Source organism: Streptomyces sp. 3214.6, from assembly GCF_900129855.1.
In the GTDB taxonomy this organism is placed as follows: domain Bacteria; phylum Actinomycetota; class Actinomycetes; order Streptomycetales; family Streptomycetaceae; genus Streptomyces; species Streptomyces soliscabiei.
The window spans coordinates 8,100,355-8,120,575 of record NZ_LT670819.1; the positions used below are offsets into that span (position 1 = coordinate 8,100,355).

At 70.5% G+C, this 20,221-nt stretch carries 18 protein-coding genes; 17 read left to right on the forward strand and 1 reads right to left on the reverse strand.

Annotated elements, in window-relative coordinates; genetic code table 11:
* Positions 1-5: 5 nt before the first annotated feature.
* The 11 genes from ruvX to B5557_RS36680 all read left to right on the forward strand — a co-directional run bounded on the left by ruvX (position 6) and on the right by B5557_RS36680 (position 11,136).
* On the forward strand, positions 6-470 hold the full coding sequence (gene ruvX, locus B5557_RS36625; protein ID WP_079665190.1) for a Holliday junction resolvase RuvX: 465 nt from the start codon (positions 6-8) through the stop codon (positions 468-470).
* A gap of 123 nt (positions 471-593) precedes the next feature.
* Positions 594-2,360, forward strand: coding sequence for an endolytic transglycosylase MltG (gene mltG / locus B5557_RS36635; RefSeq protein ID WP_079663515.1), 1,767 nt, complete (start codon positions 594-596; stop codon positions 2,358-2,360).
* Positions 2,341-3,198 (forward strand): shikimate dehydrogenase, encoded by an 858-nt coding sequence (locus tag B5557_RS36640; protein ID WP_079663516.1) that lies wholly within the window; start codon positions 2,341-2,343, stop codon positions 3,196-3,198. The genes mltG and B5557_RS36640 overlap by 20 nt, the downstream gene beginning before the upstream one ends.
* A gap of 170 nt (positions 3,199-3,368) precedes the next feature.
* Positions 3,369-4,553, forward strand: coding sequence for a chorismate synthase (aroC, locus tag B5557_RS36645; protein ID WP_079663517.1), 1,185 nt, complete (start codon positions 3,369-3,371; stop codon positions 4,551-4,553).
* Positions 4,550-5,065: a shikimate kinase gene (locus B5557_RS36650; protein WP_079663518.1), complete on the forward strand. Its 516-nt coding sequence runs from the start codon at positions 4,550-4,552 to the stop codon at positions 5,063-5,065. Before aroC ends, B5557_RS36650 begins: the two co-directional genes overlap by 4 nt.
* Entirely contained in the window at positions 5,062-6,156 is a 1,095-nt protein-coding gene (gene aroB, locus B5557_RS36655; protein WP_079663519.1) for a 3-dehydroquinate synthase, read from the forward strand. Before B5557_RS36650 ends, aroB begins: the two co-directional genes overlap by 4 nt.
* Before the next feature lie 207 nt (positions 6,157-6,363).
* Complete coding sequence (locus B5557_RS36660; RefSeq protein ID WP_079663520.1) at positions 6,364-7,263, forward strand: Pro-rich N-terminal domain-containing protein; 900 nt, start codon at positions 6,364-6,366, stop codon at positions 7,261-7,263.
* 61 nt (positions 7,264-7,324) lie between these two features.
* Positions 7,325-8,431: an aminopeptidase P family protein gene (locus tag B5557_RS36665; protein WP_079663521.1), complete on the forward strand. Its 1,107-nt coding sequence runs from the start codon at positions 7,325-7,327 to the stop codon at positions 8,429-8,431.
* A gap of 51 nt (positions 8,432-8,482) precedes the next feature.
* Positions 8,483-9,049, forward strand: coding sequence for an elongation factor P (gene efp, locus B5557_RS36670; RefSeq protein ID WP_020117452.1), 567 nt, complete (start codon positions 8,483-8,485; stop codon positions 9,047-9,049).
* A 2-nt stretch (positions 9,050-9,051) separates the two neighbouring features.
* Positions 9,052-9,486 carry a transcription antitermination factor NusB gene (gene nusB / locus B5557_RS36675; protein ID WP_079663522.1) on the forward strand — a complete coding sequence of 145 codons (435 nt, stop codon included), beginning with the start codon at positions 9,052-9,054 and terminating at the stop codon, positions 9,484-9,486.
* Positions 9,487-9,555: 69 nt separating this feature from the next.
* Entirely contained in the window at positions 9,556-11,136 is a 1,581-nt protein-coding gene (locus tag B5557_RS36680) for an IS1182 family transposase (protein ID WP_079657897.1), read from the forward strand.
* 328 nt (positions 11,137-11,464) lie between these two features.
* Here the strand turns inward: B5557_RS36680 and bldD are convergent, their stop codons facing one another.
* Positions 11,465-11,965: a transcriptional regulator BldD gene (bldD, locus tag B5557_RS36685; protein WP_009313753.1), complete on the reverse strand. Its 501-nt coding sequence runs from the start codon at positions 11,963-11,965 to the stop codon at positions 11,465-11,467.
* A gap of 241 nt (positions 11,966-12,206) precedes the next feature.
* Between bldD and pyrR the strand changes: the two genes are divergently transcribed.
* The 6 genes from pyrR (at position 12,207) to carB (ending at position 20,190) form a co-directional block, all read left to right on the forward strand.
* Entirely contained in the window at positions 12,207-12,791 is a 585-nt protein-coding gene (pyrR, locus tag B5557_RS36690; RefSeq protein WP_079663523.1) for a bifunctional pyr operon transcriptional regulator/uracil phosphoribosyltransferase PyrR, read from the forward strand.
* A gap of 94 nt (positions 12,792-12,885) precedes the next feature.
* A complete protein-coding gene (locus tag B5557_RS36695; RefSeq protein ID WP_079663524.1) occupies positions 12,886-13,884 on the forward strand; it encodes an aspartate carbamoyltransferase catalytic subunit in 999 nt (332 codons plus the stop codon).
* A gap of 4 nt (positions 13,885-13,888) precedes the next feature.
* Entirely contained in the window at positions 13,889-15,175 is a 1,287-nt protein-coding gene (locus tag B5557_RS36700) for a dihydroorotase (protein ID WP_079663525.1), read from the forward strand.
* Positions 15,172-15,750, forward strand: coding sequence for a PH-like domain-containing protein (locus B5557_RS36705; RefSeq protein WP_079663526.1), 579 nt, complete (start codon positions 15,172-15,174; stop codon positions 15,748-15,750). The genes B5557_RS36700 and B5557_RS36705 overlap by 4 nt, the downstream gene beginning before the upstream one ends.
* The gene (gene carA / locus B5557_RS36710) at positions 15,747-16,889 is read left to right on the forward strand and encodes a glutamine-hydrolyzing carbamoyl-phosphate synthase small subunit (RefSeq protein ID WP_079663527.1); all 1,143 of its coding nucleotides are present in this window, start codon (positions 15,747-15,749) and stop codon (positions 16,887-16,889) included. Before B5557_RS36705 ends, carA begins: the two co-directional genes overlap by 4 nt.
* The gene (gene carB, locus B5557_RS36715; protein ID WP_079663528.1) at positions 16,882-20,190 is read left to right on the forward strand and encodes a carbamoyl-phosphate synthase large subunit; all 3,309 of its coding nucleotides are present in this window, start codon (positions 16,882-16,884) and stop codon (positions 20,188-20,190) included. Before carA ends, carB begins: the two co-directional genes overlap by 8 nt.
* The last annotated feature ends 31 nt before the right edge of the window (positions 20,191-20,221 follow it).

Here is a 20,221-nt window from a genome sequence, read left to right on the forward strand (position 1 = left end):
ATCCGATGCGGAAGGGCCGTCGACTCGCGATCGACGTCGGGGACGCCCGGATCGGGGTCGCCTCGTGCGACCCCGACGGGATCCTCGCCACCCCGGTCGAGACGGTCCCCGGCCGGGACCTCCCGGCGGCTCACCGCCGCCTCGGACAACTGGTCGAGGAGTACGAGCCGATCGAGGTCGTCGTCGGTCTCCCTCGCTCCCTCAAGGGGGGCGAGGGGCCGGCCGCGGTAAAGGTTCGCGGCTTCGCCCAGGAGCTGGCCAAGGGCATCGCCCCCGTCCCGGTCCGGCTCGTCGACGAGCGGATGACGACGGTGACGGCCAGTCAGGGACTGCGCGCCTCCGGGGTGAAGTCGAAGAAGGGCCGGTCGGTGATCGACCAGGCAGCCGCTGTGATCATCCTTCAGCAGGCGCTGGAATCCGAACGGGTGTCAGGTAAAGCACCGGGCGAGGGCGTCGAAGTGGTCATCTGATCGCGATACGGTAACGTTCCGCGCGATGCGGCGGTGTTCGAACAGCTGCCGCACAGAGAGAGGCGGAACGGTGACGGGCCTGCAAAAGCCGCGTGATCGCCGCCTCGCGGCTCTAGGGGATCGATGACTGAGTATGGCCGGGGCCCAGGCTCCGAACCGTGGCATCCGGAGGACCCGTTGTACGGGGACGGCGGATGGGAAGGGCAGCAGGCCCACGTGGGTCATCAGCCTGCCTACGGCGGCCAGCAGCAGCACCACTACCCGCAGCAGCCGCAGCAGGAGTACGGCGACTGGGGCCAAGGACAGGCGCAGCAGTACGACCAGCAGCAGTACGACCCGCAGTACCAGGGCTACGACCAGCAGCAGTACGCCGACCAGAGCCCGCAGCAGTACGCCCATCAGAATCAGCAGAACCACCAGAACCACCAGGGCTATCAAGAGGGTTATCAGGAGGGCGGCTGGGACGGCACGGGCACGCATGCCCATGTCCCGTACGCGGCCGACCCCGGTGACCCCTACGGCCAGCAGGCCGCGGCCTACGGCGCGGAGCAGCCCGACTTCTACGGCACTCCGGACGCGTATCCGCCGCCGGAGCCGCCCGCCCGGCGACGCCCCGAACCCGAACCGGCTCAGCCGGAGCCGGAGCCGGAGCCCGAACAGAAGCCCGACTGGGATCCCGGCCCCGACCAGGGCGAGCACGCCTTCTTCGCAGGGGGCGGTGCCGAGGACGACGAGGACGACGACGAGCCCGAGGGCCGCGGGAATCGACGGGGCCGAGGCGACAAGGGCGCCAAAGGGGCGAAGAGCAAGAAGAGCCGCAACGGTTTCGCCTGCCTGGTCGTCGTATTGGTGTTCGCCGGTGGCATCGGCGGCGTCGGCTATTTCGGCTACCACTACTACAAGAATCGTTACGGCGCGGCTCCGGACTACGCGGGCGGCGGCACCGCCCAGAGTGTGAGCGTCGAGGTTCCCAGGGGATCCGGCGGCGCGGCCATCGGCCGACTGCTGAAGGAAGCCGGCGTCGTCAAGAGCGTGGACGCGTTCGTCTCCGCGTTCACGAGCAATCCCCAGGCGGGCAGCATCCAGGCGGGCGCGTACATCCTCAAAAAGGAGATGTCCGCGAAGAACGCCGTCGCGATGATGCTCGACCCGAAGAGCCAGGCCAATGTGGTGGTCGCGCCGGGCCAGCGGAACGTGGGCGTTTACAAGCTCATCGACACAAAGCTCGGTCTTGCCTCCGGAGCCACCAGGAAGGTGGCGGAAACCGAGTTCAAGAAGCTCGGGCTGCCCAGCTGGGCGAACGACAACAGCAACATCAAGGACCCGCTGGAAGGCTTCCTGTTCCCGGGCACCTATCCCGCGGCCAAGGGCATGAAGCCGGAGGCCATCCTGAAGGCGATGGTCGCCCACGCCAACGAGGTGTACGGCGGCTACAACCTCGACGCCAAGGCCAAGGCGCTCAAGCTGGAGAGTCCGCTGCAGGTCATCACGGTCGCCAGCCTCGTCCAGGCCGAGGGCAAGACGCACGAGGACTACCGCAAGATGGCGGAGGTCGTCTACAACCGGCTCAAGCCCACGAACGACCAGACCAACCAACTGCTGCAGTTCGACTCATCCTTCAATTACCTGAAGGGCGAGAGCAAGATCCATATCAGCGCGGCCGAGATCAACAGCAACAAGGACCCGTACAACACGTACACCAACAAGGGTCTGCCGCCCGGTCCGATCGGCAATCCCGGCGACGACGCGCTGAAGGCCACCCTGAATCCGACCGCCGACGGCTGGATCTATTTCGTGGCCACCGACGGTGAGAGCAACACCGAATTCGCCAAGACCTTCGCGGAATTCCAGAAACTCAAGGACAAGTTCGATGCCAGCACGGGCAACTGACGCCCGCCGGGCCGCGGTACTCGGCAGCCCGATCGCCCACTCCCTCTCCCCGGCGCTCCACCGCGCCGCGTACGAGGCGCTGGAGCTCACCGGCTGGACGTACGACCGCTTCGAGGTCGACGAGGCGGCCCTGCCCGCCTTCGTCGACGGGCTCGGCGCCGAGTGGGCCGGGCTGTCGCTGACCATGCCGCTGAAGCGTGCGGTCATCCCGTTGCTCGACGAGGTCAGCGAGACGGCGGCCTCCGTCGACGCGGTCAACACCCTGGTGTTCACCGAGGACGGCCGCCGCCTCGGCGACAACACCGACATCCCCGGCATGGTCGCCGCCCTGCGCGAGCACGGCGTCGAACAGGTCGACTCGGCCGCGATCCTCGGCGCCGGCGCCACCGCGTCCTCCGCGCTGGCGGCCCTGGCCCGGGTCTGCACCGGCGAGATCGTCGCCTACGTCCGCAGCGAGGCCCGCGCCGCAGAGATGCGGCAGTGGGGCGAGCGGCTCGACGTCGGGGTCCGGATCGCCGACTGGGCGGACGCCGCCGACGCCCTGCACTTCCCGCTGGTCGTGGCGACCACCCCGGCCCGCGTCACGGACGCCCTCGCCGTCTCGGTGCCGGAGCGCCCGGCCACCCTCTTCGACGTGCTCTACGACCCCTGGCCGACAGAACTGGCCGCCCGGTGGTCCATGTTCGGCGGCGCCGTTGTCAGCGGCCTCGACCTGCTCGTGCACCAGGCGGTGTTCCAGGTGGAGCAGATGACCGGCCGCGCTCCGGCTCCCGTGGAGGCCATGCGCAAGGCGGGCGAACACGCTCTCGCCGCACGTCGGGCATCGCACAGTCGCTGACCCGTCCCCCGCCGCTCCGTCCGCTGGATGGACCGGCGACCGTGTCCGGGGCCCGGACGTGGGAGGATCGGAGGTGGCGGGCCCGGGCCGCGCACCCGGTCACGCCGACGACGTACGCAAGGACGCGCGTGCGGCACGGCATAACGGGGCGCGAGACTTGAGGAGCATCGTTGAGCAGGCTGCGTTGGCTGACCGCGGGGGAGTCCCACGGTCCCGCACTTGTCGCCACGCTGGAGGGCCTTCCCGCCGGCGTGCCGATCACCACGGACATGGTGGCCGACCACCTGGCGCGACGGCGGCTCGGTTACGGGCGTGGCGCGCGGATGAAGTTCGAGCGCGACGAGGTCACCTTCCTCGGCGGTGTCCGGCACGGTCTCACCCTGGGTTCCCCGGTGGCGGTCATGGTGGGCAACACCGAGTGGCCGAAGTGGGAGCAGGTCATGGCGGCCGACCCGGTCGACCCGGAGATCCTGGCCGGTCTTGCCCGCAACGCCCCGCTCACCCGCCCGCGGCCCGGCCACGCCGACCTCGCCGGGATGCAGAAGTACGGCTTCGACGAGGCCAGGCCGATCCTGGAACGCGCCTCGGCGCGGGAGACGGCCGCCCGGGTGGCGCTCGGCGCGGTGGCCCGGTCGTACCTGAAGGAGACGGCCGGTATCGAGATCGTCTCGCACGTCGTGGAGCTGGCCGCGGCCAAGGCGCCCTACGGCGTCGTGCCGACCCCGGCCGACGTCGAGAAGCTGGACGCCGACCCGGTGCGCTGTCTGGACGCGGACGCGTCGAAGGCGATGGTCGCGGAGATCGACCAGGCTCACAAGGACGGCGACACCCTCGGTGGCGTCGTCGAGGTGCTGGCCTACGACGTCCCGGTCGGGCTGGGCTCACACGTGCACTGGGACCGCCGCCTGGACGCCAGGCTGGCCGCGGCCCTGATGGGCATCCAGGCGATCAAGGGCGTCGAGGTCGGCGACGGCTTCGGCCTCGCGCGCGTGCCGGGTTCGAAGGCGCACGACGAGATCGTCACCACGCCCGAGGGCATCCGCCGCTCGACCGGTCGCTCCGGCGGCACCGAGGGCGGTCTGACCACGGGCGAGCTGCTGCGGGTGCGGGCGGCGATGAAGCCGATCGCGACGGTGCCCCGGGCGCTGCAGACGGTGGACGTGGCCACGGGCGAGGCGACGCAGGCGCATCACCAGCGCTCCGACGTGTGCGCGGTGCCGGCGGCCGGGATCGTGGCCGAGGCGATGGTCGCCCTCGTCCTGGCGGACGCGGTGGCCGAGAAGTTCGGCGGCGACTCGGTGCCCGAGACCCGCCGCAACGTCCGGTCGTACCTCGACAACCTGCACATCCGATGAGCGGGCCGCTGGTCGTCCTGGTCGGCCCGATGGGCGTCGGCAAGTCCACCGTCGCGCAGCTGCTGGCCGAACGGCTGGGCGCCGGCTACCGGGACACCGACGACGACATCGTCGCCGAGCAGGGTCGCAGCATCGCGGAGATCTTCGTCGACGAAGGCGAGGAGGCCTTCCGCGCCATCGAGAAGCAGGCAGTGCACCGTGCGCTCGCCGAGCACGACGGCATCCTCGCGCTCGGCGGCGGCTCGATCCTGGACGCCGACACGCGCGGCCTGCTGGCCGGGCAGCGCGTGGTCTACCTCGCGATGGACGTCGAGGAAGCCGTCAAGCGCACCGGTCTCAACGCGGCCCGCCCGCTGCTCGCCGTCAACCCGCGCAAGCAGTGGCGCGAGCTGATGGAGGCCCGCCGTCACCTGTACGAGGGCGTTGCCACGGCGGTGGTCGCGACGGACGGTCGCACGCCCGAAGAGGTCGCCCAAGCAGCCCTGGACGCTTTGGAGTTGAAGGAAGCATGAGCAGCGAGTCCGTGACGCGGATCCGGGTCGGCGGCAGCGCGGGATCGGAACCCTACGAGGTTCTGGTCGGCCGTCAGCTGTTGGGGGAGCTCGGCGGGCTGATCGGTGACCGCGTCAAGCGGGTCGCGGTGATCCATCCCGAGGCGCTGGCGGAGACTGGGGACGCGCTCCGCGCCGACCTGGCCGGGCAGGGCTTCGAGGCCGTCGCCATTCAGGTGCCCAACGCGGAGGAGGCCAAGACCGCGGAGGTCGCCGCCTACTGCTGGAAGGCGTTGGGCCAGTCCGGGTTCACGCGCACGGACGTCGTGGTGGGCGTGGGCGGCGGTGCGACCACCGACCTCGCGGGGTTCGTCGCGGCGACCTGGCTGCGCGGGGTGCGCTGGATCGCCGTGCCGACCACCGTGCTGGCCATGGTCGACGCGGCCGTCGGCGGCAAGACCGGCATCAACACCGCCGAGGGCAAGAACCTCGTCGGTTCCTTCCACCCGCCGGCCGGCGTGCTGTGCGATCTGGCGGCGCTGGACTCCCTCCCGGTCAACGACTACGTGTCGGGTCTGGCGGAGATCATCAAGGCCGGTTTCATCGCCGACCCGGTGATCCTTGACCTGATCGAGTCCGACCCCGAGTCCGCCCGCACCCCGGCGGGCCCGCACACCGCCGAACTGATCGAGCGCTCCATCAGGGTCAAGGCGGACGTGGTGTCGTCCGACCTGAAGGAGTCGGGCCTGCGGGAGATCCTCAACTACGGTCACACCCTCGCGCACGCCATCGAGAAGAACGAGCGCTACAAGTGGCGGCATGGCGCGGCCGTGTCCGTGGGCATGCACTTCGCCGCCGAACTGGGCCGCCTGGCGGGCCGGTTGGACGAGGCCACGGCCGACCGCCACCGCACGGTTCTGGAGTCGGTGGGCCTGCCGCTGCACTACCGGTACGACCAGTGGCCCAAGCTGCTGGAGACGATGAAGGTCGACAAGAAGTCCCGCGGCGACCTGCTGCGCTTCATCGTCCTGGACGGTCTGGCCAAGCCCACCGTGCTGGAAGGACCCGACCCGGCCGTTCTGCTCGCCGCGTACGGCGAGGTGGGCGAGTAGGACCGCGGGACGAGCCAGGTGGACCGCAGGATGGCCGAGTAAGTCCGCCCGCTCCCCTTCCGCCCGATTCGCCTTCCACACTGGGCACTTCGGACCGCCCCCGGCCGTTCACCAATCGACGGCCGGGGGCGGTACCGTTCAGTGGCGAAGAGGGTTCGCACCCCCACAACCAGCGCCCATTGCCTGTACGAGACGGAGTGGCACCGGATGCAGCACGCAGTGGGTTCTCCGCTGCCGCCGCCCCACCAGCCGGGGCACGGTCCGGCCCCCGGCTGGTCGCCGGGCTCGGGACACCCGGGTCCGCACCAGCCCGGCAGCACCCCCCAGCCGCAGCCCGGATACCTCGGCGCCCCCTCGGGCCCGGTCCCGCCCGCGCCCCAGCCGCCGGTGCCGCCCGTGGCGCCGCCCCCGGCCCCGCAGCACGCCCCCGTTCCGCAGCACGCCCCCGTTCCGCAGGGCGTCGACACGACGGGGCACGTCCCACTGCCGCCCGGCGGCCCCGTCGCCATGCCCAGCGCGCCGCCCGCCCCGACGGTCCCGGACCCGACGGCCACGACGCTCGCGGTCCTGCTGATCGGTCCCGCGGGCGCCGGCAAGACCAGCGTCGCCAAGTACTGGGCCGACCACCGCCGGGTGCCCACCGCCCACGTCAGCCTCGACGACGTACGCGAATGGGTCCGCTCGGGCTTCGCCGACCCGCAGTCCGGATGGAACGACCACTCCGAGGCCCAGTACCGCCTCGCCCGCCGCACCTGCGGCTTCGCCGCGCGCAACTTCCTCGCCAACGGCATCTCGTGCATCCTGGACGACGCGATCTTCCCCGACCGCCCGGCCGTGGGCCTGGGTGGCTGGAAACGGCATGTGGGACCGGGCCTCCTGCCCGTCGTCCTCCTCCCCGGCCTGGAAGTCGTCCTGGAACGCAACGCCGAACGCTCCGGCAACCGCCGCCTCACCGACGAGGAGGTCGCCCGCATCCACGGCCGCATGGCCGGCTGGTACGGCTCGGGCCTCCCCATCATCGACAACTCCCAACTGGACGTCCCCACAACGGCACGGGTCCTGAACGACGTACTGGCCCGTGCCATCGCCAGCCCCCCGAAGTGGTAACGGCGTCCCCCGAACGCTTCTCCAACCAGCACAATCCGGCCACCCCTCCTACGCTCGTCTCATGTCAGAGGTGCACGAGGTTCGCCGATCCCGCCTACGGGAGCGCTGCAACGCGGCCGGCAGCGTGGCAGCGCTGGTCACTCGCCCCGCCAACGTGAGATACCTCGCGGGCGCGGCCCCGCACGGTGCCGTCCTGTTGCTGGGCAGACGCGAGGACCTCCTCGTGTGCGTCGGCCCGCTCGACGACCGTCCGGGCGAGGGGCGACCGGACGACGCCCTGCGCGTCCACTCCCTCTCCCACGCCGGAGGCGATCCGGCGGTCGCCGCCGCCGACCTCCTCATGGCCCAGGGCGGAGACTCCCTCGCGGTCGAGGAACACCACCTCACGGTGGCCCGGCACCGGGAACTCCGCTCGGTCGCCCCGCGCCTGCGCCTGGCGGACCTGGGCGGCGCGGTGGAACAGCTCCGCGTCGTGAAGGACGAGGAGGAGATCTCCTGTCTCCGCATCGGCGCCGAGATCGCCGACCAGGCCCTCGGGGAGCTGCTGGAGTCCATCCTGGTCGGGCGGACGGAACGGCATCTCGCCCTCGAACTGGAGCGGCGCCTCGTCGACCACGGCGCCGACGGCCCCGCCTTCGCCACATCCGTCGCCACCGGACCGAATTCCGGCCGGCGCGGACACCGACCGTCCGACCGACGCGTCGAGGAGGGCGACTTCCTCACCGTCTGCCTGGGCGCGGCCTACCGCGGCTACCGCTGCGAGATCGGCCGAACCTTCGTGATCGGCACGTCCCCGGCGGACTGGCAGGTAGAGCTGTACGACCTCGTCTTCGCCGCTCAGCGGGCCGGACGCGAGGCCCTGACGCCCGGCGCCGCCTACCGTGACGTGGACCGCGCGGCACGCCAGGTGCTGGACTCCGCGGGGTACTCCGAGGGCCTCCCGGCGATCATCGGGCACGGCGTCGGACTCGAAAACGAAGAGGACCCGCAGTTGACTCCCGCGGCCATGGGTAAACTGGACGCTTGCGTGCCGGTCACCGTCGAACCGGGGGTCCACCTCCCGGGCCGGGGCGGTGTCCGGATCGATGACACGCTCGTCGTGCGCCCCGAGGCGGACGGCGGACCCGAGCTACTCACCATCACGACCAAGGAGCTGCTCGCCCTCTAGGCAGGTGCGTGCCCCGGGGTCGTCCACGTCAGTCCAGGAGATTCCGCAACCGTGGCTTCCACGAACGACCTCAAGAACGGCCTGGTGCTCAAGCTCGAAGGCGGCCAGCTCTGGTCCGTCGTCGAGTTCCAGCACGTCAAGCCCGGCAAGGGCCCGGCCTTCGTGCGCACCAAGCTCAAGAACGTGCTTTCCGGCAAGGTCGTCGACAAGACGTTCAACGCCGGCGTCAAGGTCGAGACGGCCACTGTCGACAAGCGCGACATGCAGTTCTCCTACATGGACGGCGAGTACTTCGTCTTCATGGACATGGAGACCTACGACCAGCTCATGGTCGACCGCAAGGCCGTCGGCGACGCCGCCAACTTCCTGATCGAGGGCTTCACCGCCACCGTCGCGCAGCACGAGGGCGAGGTGCTCTTCGTCGAGCTGCCGGCCGCCGTCGAGCTCGTCGTCCAGGAGACCGAGCCGGGCCTGCAGGGCGACCGCTCCACGGGTGGCACCAAGCCCGCGACCCTGGAGACCGGCCACCAGATCCAGGTCCCGCTCTTCATCACCACCGGTGAGAAGATCAAGGTCGACACCCGCACCAGCGACTACCTCGGCCGGGTGAACAGCTAACCGTGGCTGCCCGCAACACGGCCCGCAAGCGCGCCTTCCAGATCCTCTTCGAGGGCGACCAGCGTGGAGCCGACGTCCTGACCGTCCTCGCGGACTGGGTCCGGCTCTCCCGAGCCGACACCCGGCAGCCGCCGGTGAGCGAGTACACGATGCAGCTGGTGGAGGGCTACGCGCAGCACGCGCGGCGCATCGACGAGCTGATCTCCCAGTACTCGGTCGGCTGGACGCTGGACCGGATGCCGGTCGTCGACCGCAACATCCTTCGTCTCGGCGCCTACGAGCTGATCTGGGCCGACGAGACGCCGGACGCGGTCGTCCTCGACGAGATGGTGCAGCTGGCGAAGGAGTTCTCCACGGACGAGTCGCCCTCGTTCGTGAACGGCCTGCTCGGCCGCCTCAAGGAGCTCAAGCCGACCCTGCGCAGGGACGACGCCTAGAAGGCTCATGAAGATCTTGGGGTTCTGGCCCCGCCGCGTGAGCGGTGGGGCCAGACTCGTTTCGTGGTGATGGGGGAATGGGCCGGGGACACGGTCGGGCCGGATGTGTGGGAGACGTGCCGGGAGTTGATTCCGGCGGGGAGTGTGTTCGCGTTTCTGGCCGAGCACCGTGGTGCTCTGTTCCCGGCTCATATGTTCGCGGACATGTACCCGTCGGCGAATGGACGGCCGAGCATGCCGCCGCAGATCCTGGCTGCGGCGATCACGCTGCAGGCCCTGCACGGGCTGTCGGACTTCGAGACGGTGCAGGAGCTGCGGTGTGACCTGCGGTGGAAGGCCGCGTGCGGGCTGGGCCTGAACGACCTGGCGTTTGACCCGTCTCTGCTGGCCTACTTCCGCCGCCGTCTGGCCTGCTCGGCCCGGCCCAACCGCGTCTTCGAGGCCGTGCGCGAGGTGGTGAAGGCCACCGGTGTCCTGGGCGGCAAGCACCGGCGGGCCTTGGACTCGACGGTGCTGGACGACGCGGTGGCCACCCAGGACACCGTCACCCAGCTGATCGCCGCCGTCCGTGCGGTGATCCGCGAAGTCCCCGGCGCCGCCGAGGTCGCGGCCGTGCAGTGCACCGCGCACGACTACACCGATCCCGGCAAACCCCGCATCGCCTGGAACGACGAGCAGGCCCGCGCGGAACTCGTCGACGCCCTGGTCACCGATGTGCTGCGGCTGCTGGGCCACCTGCCCGACCAGCAGCTGGACGAGAAGGCCGCGAACGCCCTCGGCATCCTGGCGCTGGTCGCAGGACAAGACGTGGAGCCGGCCGAGGACTCCGACGGCCGCGACGGACGCTGGCGCATCAGCAAGGGGACCGCTCCGGGCCGCGTCGTGTCCACCGTCGACCCTGAAGCCCGCCACATCCACAAGACCCGCACCCACCAGCAGGACGGATACAAAGCCCACCTGGCCATCGAGCCCGAGACCGGCTTATACACGGCCGTGGCTCTGCGGCCCGGCGCCGGAGCCGAGCACCACGAGGCCACCGTCGGCCTGGATCTGCTGGCCGACGAGGAGAGTCCGGTGGACGCCTTCGGCGACACCGCCTACTCCGCCGGCGACATGCGCCAAGCCCTGCACCAGGCGGGGCACCGGCTGTTCTTCAAGCCCGCCCCACTGCGGCCCGCCGTCCCCGGCGGCTTCACCCTGGACGACTTCGCCATCGACACCGCCGCCTCCGCGGTCACCTGCCCCGCCGGGCATACGGTTGCCCTGTCGGGCCCCGGCGGACAGCACAACCAGCGCAAGGCGGCCTTCGGGAACCTGTGCACCGGATGCCCCCTCCGCGAGCGGTGCACCAAGGCCAAGGCCGGCCGCATCCTGACCATCCGCCCCCACCACGACCTGCAAGCGGCCGCCCGCCGCCAGGCCGCCACCGACCCGGACTGGCAAGCCGACTACCGCCGCTGGCGACCACCAGTCGAACGCGCCGTCGCCTGGCTCGTCCAGCACGGCAACCGCAGACTCCGCTACCGCGGAACCATCAACAACAACACCTGGCTTCACACCCGAGCCGCCGCCCTCAACCTCCGCCGACTGATCAACCTCGGACTCACCCACACTGGCGGCCGCTGGCGACTCACCCCGGCCACCACATAGCGAACAGGGGCTGCCCGGCCTCCGGCCGGACAGCCCCTCACCAAGATCTTCATGAGCCTTCTAGGCCGTGTCCGCGAAGTAGCGCCGTCTGCCCGCGAGCCGGGCGGGACTTTGCGGACACGACCCAAGACCTGCGCGGCCGATCAAGTGGCCCGACAGGTGCTTGAGCGGTACGACACGCCCGAGGGCCCGCAGCGGTGACGCTGCGGGCCCTCCGGCATCCGGGTACCCCTCGGGCCCCACAGGCCCGTAGAACGCCGTCGGGGTGGCCGGAACCGCTGGGTTCCGGCCACCCCGAGGGTACGTTTCTGCTCAACCGCGGAGCGGCTCAGCTCTCCTCGTGGGAGACCGCGCGACGCGCGTCCGCGTCCAGGACGCCCCAGCTGATCAGCTGTTCGGTCAGGACCGACGGCGACTGGTCGTAGATGACGGCGAGGGTGCGCAGGTCGTCCTGGCGGATCGACAGCACCTTGCCGTTGTAGTCACCACGCTGCGACTGGATCGTGGCGGCGTACCGCTGCAAAGGACCGGCCTTCTCGACCGGCACATGGGCCAGCCGCTCCAGGTCCAGGACCAGCTTCGGCGGGGGCTCGGCCGCCCCGCCCGGGGTGGTGCCCGGCAGCAGTTCCTGCACGGGAACGCCGTAGAAATCCGCCAGCTCGGCAAGGCGCTGCACGGTCACGGCGCGGTCGCCGCGCTCGTACGAACCGACCACGACCGCCTTCCAGCGGCCCTGGGACTTCTCCTCGACACCGTGGAGGGAAAGGCCCTGCTGGGTGCGGATCGCCCGGAGTTTGGCCCCGAGTTGTTTGGCGTATTCGCTGGACATATAGCTCCCCGGCACTGGGTCGACGCGGCAGCAGCCGCGTGCTGGTAACTCACTGTGAGGTTACGCAGCGTGATTCTTCTGCGTCAAGCCGAATGGTCCACACCGACTCTTCCGTGGTATCCGTGGCCGATTACGCCAAGGGGGTGATCCTGGGTGTCCTCCCGGCCTGCTACCGTTGATGGCGCAAATCCGACGTCCTTTAAGGTCCGTCCCGTGAGGCGGAGAAGGAGGTCCGTTTCTTATGGACAAGCAGGACACCCCGCAGGATTCCCGGCAAACCGATGCGCGGCCCGTTCTCGAAGGCCCCGACATCGCGCGCGTGCTGACGCGCATCGCCCACGAGATCGTCGAACGCGCCAAGGGCGCCGACGACGTGGTGCTCCTCGGCATCCCGACCCGCGGCGTCTTCCTCGCCCAGCGGCTCGCCGCCAAGCTGGAGCAGATCACCGACCGCGGCATCCCGGTCGGCTCCCTGGACATCACGATGTACCGCGACGACCTGCGCATGCACCCGCCGCGTGCGCTGGCCCGCACCGAGATCCCCGGTGACGGCCTCGACGGCAGACTGGTCGTCCTCGTCGACGACGTGCTCTTCTCGGGCCGCACCATCCGCGCCGCCCTCGACGCCCTGAACGACATCGGGCGCCCGCGCGCGGTCCAGCTCGCGGTCCTCGTCGACCGCGGTCACCGGGAACTGCCCATCCGCGCCGACTACGTCGGCAAGAACCTCCCCACGTCGCTGCGGGAGACGGTCAAGGTCCTGCTCGCCGAGGAGGACGGTCGCGACACCGTGCTGCTCGGCGTGAAGCAGACCGCCCAGCAGTAGCACGCGCGCGTGCGGCCCGATGTGCCGTACGCCCCGCCGCCGTGCCCCTGCCTGCCCGAATCCTCCCCATGAACTGCCTTACGGAGCCTGACAGATGCAGCGTCATCTCATCTCGGCCGCCGACCTCACCCGCGACGACGCCGTCCAGATCCTCGACACCGCCGAGGAGATGGCCCGGGTCGCCGACCGGCCCATCAAGAAACTGCCGACCCTGCGCGGCCGCACGATCGTCAACCTGTTCTTCGAGGACTCCACGCGTACGCGCATCTCCTTCGAAGCCGCCGAGAAGCGCCTGTCCGCGGACGTCATCAACTTCTCCGCCAAGGGCTCCTCGGTGTCCAAGGGCGAGTCCCTGAAGGACACCGCTCAGACGCTGGAGGCCATGGGCGTCGACGCCGTCGTCATCCGGCACGGCGCTTCCGGAGCGCCGTACCGCCTGGCCACCTCCGGGTGGATCGACGCGGCCGTCGTCAACGCCGGCGACGGCACCCACCAGCACCCCACCCAGGCCCTCCTGGACGCCTTCACCATGCGCCGCCGGCTCGTCGGCCGGGACGCCGGCATCGGGCAGGACCTCGCCGGCAAGCGCATCACGATCGTCGGCGACGTCCTGCACAGCCGGGTCGCCCGCTCCAACGTCGACCTGCTGCACACCCTCGGCGCCGAGGTCACCCTGGTCGCCCCGCCCACCCTCGTCCCGGTCGGCATCGAGGCCTGGCCCTGCGAGGTGTCGTACGACCTCGACAGCACGCTGCCCAAGTCCGACGCGGTGATGATGCTGCGGGTGCAGCGGGAGCGGATGAACGCCGCGTTCTTCCCCACCGAGCGCGAGTACTCGCGGCGCTACGGCCTCGACGGCGACCGCATGGCGAAGATGCCCGAGCACGCCATCGTGATGCACCCCGGCCCGATGGTCCGCGGCATGGAGATCACCGCCGAGGTCGCCGACTCCGAGCGCTGCACCGTCGTCGAGCAGGTCGCCAACGGCGTCTCCATCCGGATGGCCGTCCTCTACCTGCTCCTGGGCGGCGCCGTGTTCAGTCCCAAAGACGTGCCCGCCGTCGGCCACGCCCGTACCACCGAGGAGAAGTAAGAACATGAGCAAGATCCTGATCCGTGGTGCGAAGGTGCTCGGCGGGGAGCCGCAGGACGTCCTCATCGACGGCGAGGTCATCGAGGCCGTCGGCACGGGCCTGTCCGAGGAGGGCGCGACGGTCGTCGACGCCGCCGGCAAGGTGCTGCTGCCGGGGCTGGTCGACCTGCACACGCATCTGCGCGAGCCCGGCCGCGAGGACTCCGAGACCGTGCTGACGGGTACGCGTGCCGCGGCCTGTGGCGGTTACACGGCCGTCTTCGCCATGGCCAACACCTTCCCCGTCGCCGACACCGCCGGCGTCGTCGAGCAGGTCTGGCGACTGGGCCGCGAGCACGGCTACTGCGATGTGCAGCCCATCGGCGCCGTCACCGTCGGCCTGGAAGGCAAGAAGCTCGCCGAACTGGGCGCCATGCACGAGTCGGCCGCAGGGGTCACCGTCTTCTCCGACGACGGCAAGTGCGTCGACGACGCGGTGATCATGCGCCGAGCCCTGGAGTACGTGAAGGCCTTCGGCGGGGTCGTCGCCCAGCACGCGCAGGAACCGCGACTGACCGAGGGCGCCCAGATGAACGAGGGCGTCGTCTCCGCCGAGCTGGGGCTCGGCGGCTGGCCCGCGGTGGCCGAGGAGTCGATCATCGCCCGGGACGTGCTGCTTGCCGAGCACGTCGGCTCCCGCGTCCACATCTGCCACCTCTCCACCGCCGGCTCGGTCGAGATCGTCCGCTGGGCCAAGTCCCGCGGCATCGACGTCACCGCCGAGGTCACCCCGCACCACCTGCTCCTCACGGATGAGCTGGTCCGGTCCTACAACCCGGTCTACAAGGTCAACCCGCCGCTGCGCACCGAACGCGATGTGCTCGCCCTGCGCGAGGCGCTCGCCGACGGCACCATCGACATCGTGGCCACCGACCACGCCCCGCACCCGCACGAGGACAAGGACTGCGAGTGGGCCGCGGCCGCCATGGGCATGGTCGGCCTGGAGACCGCGTTGTCAGTGGTCCAGGAGACGATGGTGGAGACCGGGCTCCTCGACTGGGCCGGGGTCGCCGACCGCATGTCCCGCACGCCCGCCCGCATCGGGCGGGCCACGGGGCACGGCCGCCCCGTCTCGGCAGGTGAGCCCGCCAACCTCACGCTCGTCGACACGGAATACCGTGGGTCCGTGGACCCCGCGGGCTTCGCCTCGCGCAGCCGCAACACCCCGTACGAGGGGCGTGAGCTGCCGGGCCGTGTCACGCACACGTGGCTCCGGGGCAAGGCCACGCTCGTCGACGGGAAGCTCACGTGACATCTGCTGCACTACTCCTCGCGGCCGAGAAGGAATCCGCCGCGGTGACCGACTGGGCCGCGCGCATCGGCTGGGTGGTCGGCCTCGGCCTGTTCGTCGCGCTCGTGTACTGGCTGATGCGCGAGGGCTGGAAGTGGCGCGGCACGCTCCAGGGCGACCTCCCCGAGCTGCCCACCGCGCCGCCCGAGTCCGGCGAGGCGAGACTGACTGTGCTGTCGATGAGCGGCCGCTACCACGGCTCCACCACCGCGGGGCAGTGGCTCGACCGCATCGTGGCGCACGGCCTGGGCACCCGCAGCCGGGTCGAGCTCACCCTGACGGACGCGGGACTGGACGTCGTACGCCCCGGCGCGACCGACTTCTTCATCCCCGTCGGCGCGCTGCGCGAGGCGCTGCTCGGCAAGGGCATCGCCGGCAAGGTCCTCACCGAGGGCGGGCTGCTGGTGGTGACCTGGGCGCACGGCGACAAGCTGATCGACTCCGGCTTCCGCTCCGACCAGGCGGCCGAGCACACCGAGTGGGTGGACGCCATCAACTCCATGATCAAGAACAACACGACGGAAGGCGCACGATGACGACCTCCACCAGGGGGGCCACCAAGGTTCCCGCCGTACTCGTCCTGGAGGACGGCCGGATCTTCCGCGGCCGTGCCTACGGGGCCGTGGGGGAGACCTTCGGCGAAGCGGTGTTCTCCACCGGCATGACCGGCTACCAGGAGACCCTCACCGACCCGTCCTACGACCGCCAGATCGTCGTCGCGACCGCCCCGCAGATCGGCAACACCGGCTGGAACGACGAGGACGACGAGTCCAGCCGCATCTGGGTCTCCGGCTACGTCGTGCGCGACCCCGCGCGCGTGCCGTCCAACTGGCGCGCCAAACGCTCCCTGGACGACGAGCTCGTCGCCCAGGGCGTCGTCGGGATCTCCGGCATCGACACCCGCGCCCTCACCCGCCACCTGCGCGAGCGCGGCTCGATGCGCGCCGGCGTCTTCTCCGGCGAGGCGATCGCCGCCGACTCCGAGCTCCTCGCGCGCGTGCAGGCCCAGCCGCACATGAAGGGCGCGAGCCTCTACGAGGAGGTCGCCACCAAGGAGGCCTACGTCGTCCCGGCGGTCGGCGAGAAGCGGTTCACCGTCGCCGCCGTCGACCTCGGCATCAAGGGCATGACCCCGCACCGCATGGCCGAGCGCGGCATCGAGGTGCACGTGCTCCCGGCGACCGCCACCGAGGAGGACGTCTACGCCGTCGACCCGGACGGGGTGTTCTTCTCCAACGGCCCCGGCGACCCGGCCACCGCCGACGGTCCCGTCGCCCTGATGAGCGCGGTCCTCGCGCGCAGGACGCCGCTGTTCGGCATCTGCTTCGGCAACCAGATCCTCGGCCGCGCCCTCGGCTTCGGCACCTACAAGCTGAAGTACGGCCACCGGGGCATCAACCAGCCGGTCCAGGACCGTACGACCGGCAAGGTCGAGGTCACCGCGCACAACCACGGCTTCGCCGTGGACGCACCCCTCGACCGGGTCAGCGAGACGAAGTTCGGCCGCGCCGAGGTCTCCCACGTCTGCCTCAACGACGACGTCGTGGAGGGGCTGCAGCTGCTCGACCAGCCGGCCTTCTCCGTCCAGTACCACCCCGAAGCGGCAGCGGGCCCGCACGACGCCGCCTACCTGTTCGACCGCTTCGTATCCCTGATGGAGGGCCAGCGTGCCTAAGCGCACCGATATCCAGTCCGTCCTGGTCATCGGCTCCGGCCCGATCGTCATCGGCCAGGCCGCCGAGTTCGACTACTCCGGCACCCAGGCGTGCCGCATCCTGCGCGCCGAAGGCCTGCGCGTGATCCTGGTCAACTCCAACCCGGCGACGATCATGACCGACCCGGAGATCGCCGACGCCACCTACGTCGAGCCGATCACCCCCGAGTTCGTCGAGAAGATCATCGCCAAGGAGCGCCCCGACGCCCTGCTGCCCACCCTGGGCGGCCAGACGGCCCTCAACACGGCCATCTCGCTCGCCGAGAACGGCGTCCTTCAGAAGTACGGCGTCGAGCTGATCGGCGCCAATGTGGAGGCCATCAACAAGGGCGAGGACCGCGACCTGTTCAAGGAGGTCGTCGAGGAGGTCCGCAAGAAGATCGGGCACGGCGAGTCGGCCCGCTCGGTCATCTGCCACACCATGGACGAGGTCGTCGCGGGTGTGGACACCCTCGGCGGCTACCCGGTCGTCGTCCGCCCCTCCTTCACCATGGGTGGCGCCGGCTCCGGCTTCGCCCACGACGAGGAGGAGCTGCGCCGCATCGCCGGGCAGGGCCTCACCCTGTCGCCGACCACCGAGGTGCTCCTGGAGGAGTCCATCCTCGGCTGGAAGGAGTACGAGCTGGAGCTGATGCGCGACAAGCACGACAACGTCGTGGTCGTCTGCTCCATCGAGAACTTCGACCCCATGGGCGTGCACACCGGCGACTCGATCACCGTCGCGCCCGCGATGACGCTGACCGACCGCGAGTACCAGATCCTGCGTGACATCGGCATCGCCGTGATCCGCGAGGTCGGCGTCGACACCGGCGGCTGCAACATCCAGTTCGCGGTGAACCCCGAGGACGGTCGCGTGATCGTCATCGAGATGAACCCGCGCGTGTCGCGGTCCTCGGCCCTCGCCTCCAAGGCGACCGGCTTCCCCATCGCCAAGATCGCGGCCAAGCTCGCCGTCGGCTACACCCTCGACGAGATCCCCAACGACATCACGCGGGAGACCCCGGCCTCCTTCGAGCCGACGCTCGACTACGTGGTCGTGAAGGCCCCGCGCTTCGCCTTCGAGAAGTTCCCGAGCGCCGACTCCACCCTCACCACCACCATGAAGTCGGTCGGCGAGGCCATGGCCATCGGCCGCAACTTCACCGAGGCCTTCCAGAAGGCCCTGCGCTCACTGGAGAAGAAGGGCAGCCAGTTCACCTTCGTCGGCGAGCCTGGTGACAAGGACGAGCTGCTGCGCGAGGCCGTGCGGCCCACCGACGGCCGCATCAACACCGTCATGCAGGCCATCCGCGCGGGCGCCACCCCCGAGGAGGTCTTCGAGTTCACGAAGATCGACCCCTGGTTCGTCGACCAGCTCTTCCTCATCAAGGAGACCGCCGACGACCTGGCCGCCGCCGACCGGCTGGACGGCGGGCTGCTCCTCGAGGCCAAGCGGCACGGCTTCTCCGACCAGCAGATCGCCGAGATCCGCGGTCTGCGCGAGGACGTCGTGCGCGAGGTCCGGCATGCGCTGGGCGTGCGCCCGGTCTACAAGACGGTCGACACCTGCGCCGCCGAGTTCGCCGCGAAGACGCCGTACTTCTACTCCTCCTACGACGAGGAGAGCGAGGTCGCGCCCCGCGAGAAGCCCGCGGTGATCATCCTGGGCTCCGGCCCGAACCGCATCGGCCAGGGCATCGAGTTCGACTACTCCTGTGTCCACGCCTCCTTCGCGCTGTCCGACGCCGGGTACGAGACCGTGATGGTCAACTGCAACCCGGAGACCGTCTCCACGGACTACGACACCTCCGACCGCCTGTACTTCGAGCCGCTGACGCTGGAAGACGTGCTGGAGATCGTCCACGCGGAGGCGCAGGCCGGGCCGATCGCCGGTGTCGTCGTCCAGCTCGGCGGCCAGACCCCGCTCGGTCTGGCGCAGGCACTGAAGGACAACGGCGTGCCGATCGTGGGCACGCCCCCGGAGGCCATCCACGCGGCCGAGGACCGGGGCGCCTTCGGGCGCGTGCTCGCCGAGGCCGGGCTGCCGGCCCCGAAGCACGGCACGGCCACCACCTTCGCCGAGGCCAAGGCCATCGCCGACGAGATCGGCTACCCCGTACTCGTCCGGCCCTCCTACGTCCTCGGCGGCCGCGGCATGGAGATCGTCTACGACGAGACCCGGCTGTCGTCCTACATCGCCGAGTCGACCGAGATCAGCCCCACCCGCCCGGTCCTCGTCGACCGCTTCCTCGACGACGCCATCGAGATCGACGTCGACGCGCTCTACGACGGCGAGGAGCTGTACCTCGGCGGCGTCATGGAGCACATCGAGGAGGCCGGCATCCACTCCGGCGACTCGGCGTGCGCCCTGCCCCCGATCACGCTCGGCGGCTTCGACATCAAGCGTCTGCGGGCCTCGACCGAGGCCATCGCGCGCGGGGTGGGCGTCCGCGGCCTGATCAACATCCAGTTCGCGATGGCCGGCGACATCCTCTACGTGCTGGAGGCCAACCCGCGCGCGTCCCGTACGGTCCCCTTCACCTCGAAGGCGACAGCGGTGCCGCTGGCGAAGGCCGCCGCCCGGATCTCGCTGGGCGCGAGCATCGCCGAACTGCGCGCCGAGGGGCTGCTCCCGGCGACCGGCGACGGCGGCGAGCTGCCGCTGGACGCGCCGATCTCCGTCAAGGAGGCCGTGATGCCGTGGAGCCGCTTCCGGGACACCTCCGGGCGTGGCGTCGACACCGTGCTCGGCCCGGAGATGCGCTCCACCGGCGAAGTCATGGGCATCGACTCCGTCTTCGGCACGGCGTACGCCAAGTCGCAGGCGGGAGCGTACGGACCGTTGCCCACCAAGGGGCGCGCGTTCATCTCGGTCGCCAACCGCGACAAGCGCTCGATGATCTTCCCGGCGCGTGAGCTGGTCGGCCACGGCTTCGAGCTGCTCGCCACCTCCGGCACCGCCGAGGTCCTCAAGCGCAACGGCATCAACGCCACGGTCGTGCGCAAGCAGTCCGAGGGCCCCGGCCCGAACGGCGAGAAGACCATCGTCCAGCTCATCCACGACGGCGAGGTCGACCTCATCGTCAACACCCCGTACGGCACCGGCGGCCGCCTCGACGGCTACGAGATCCGTACGGCGGCCGTGGCGCGGTCGGTCCCGTGCCTGACGACGGTCCAGGCGCTCGCCGCGGCCGTCCAGGGCATCGACGCCCTCAACCACGGGGACGTGGGCGTCCGCTCGCTCCAGGAACACGCGGAACACCTGACCGCGGCCCGCGACTAGCAGCCGACGAGGGGGACACCGGAAACGGTGT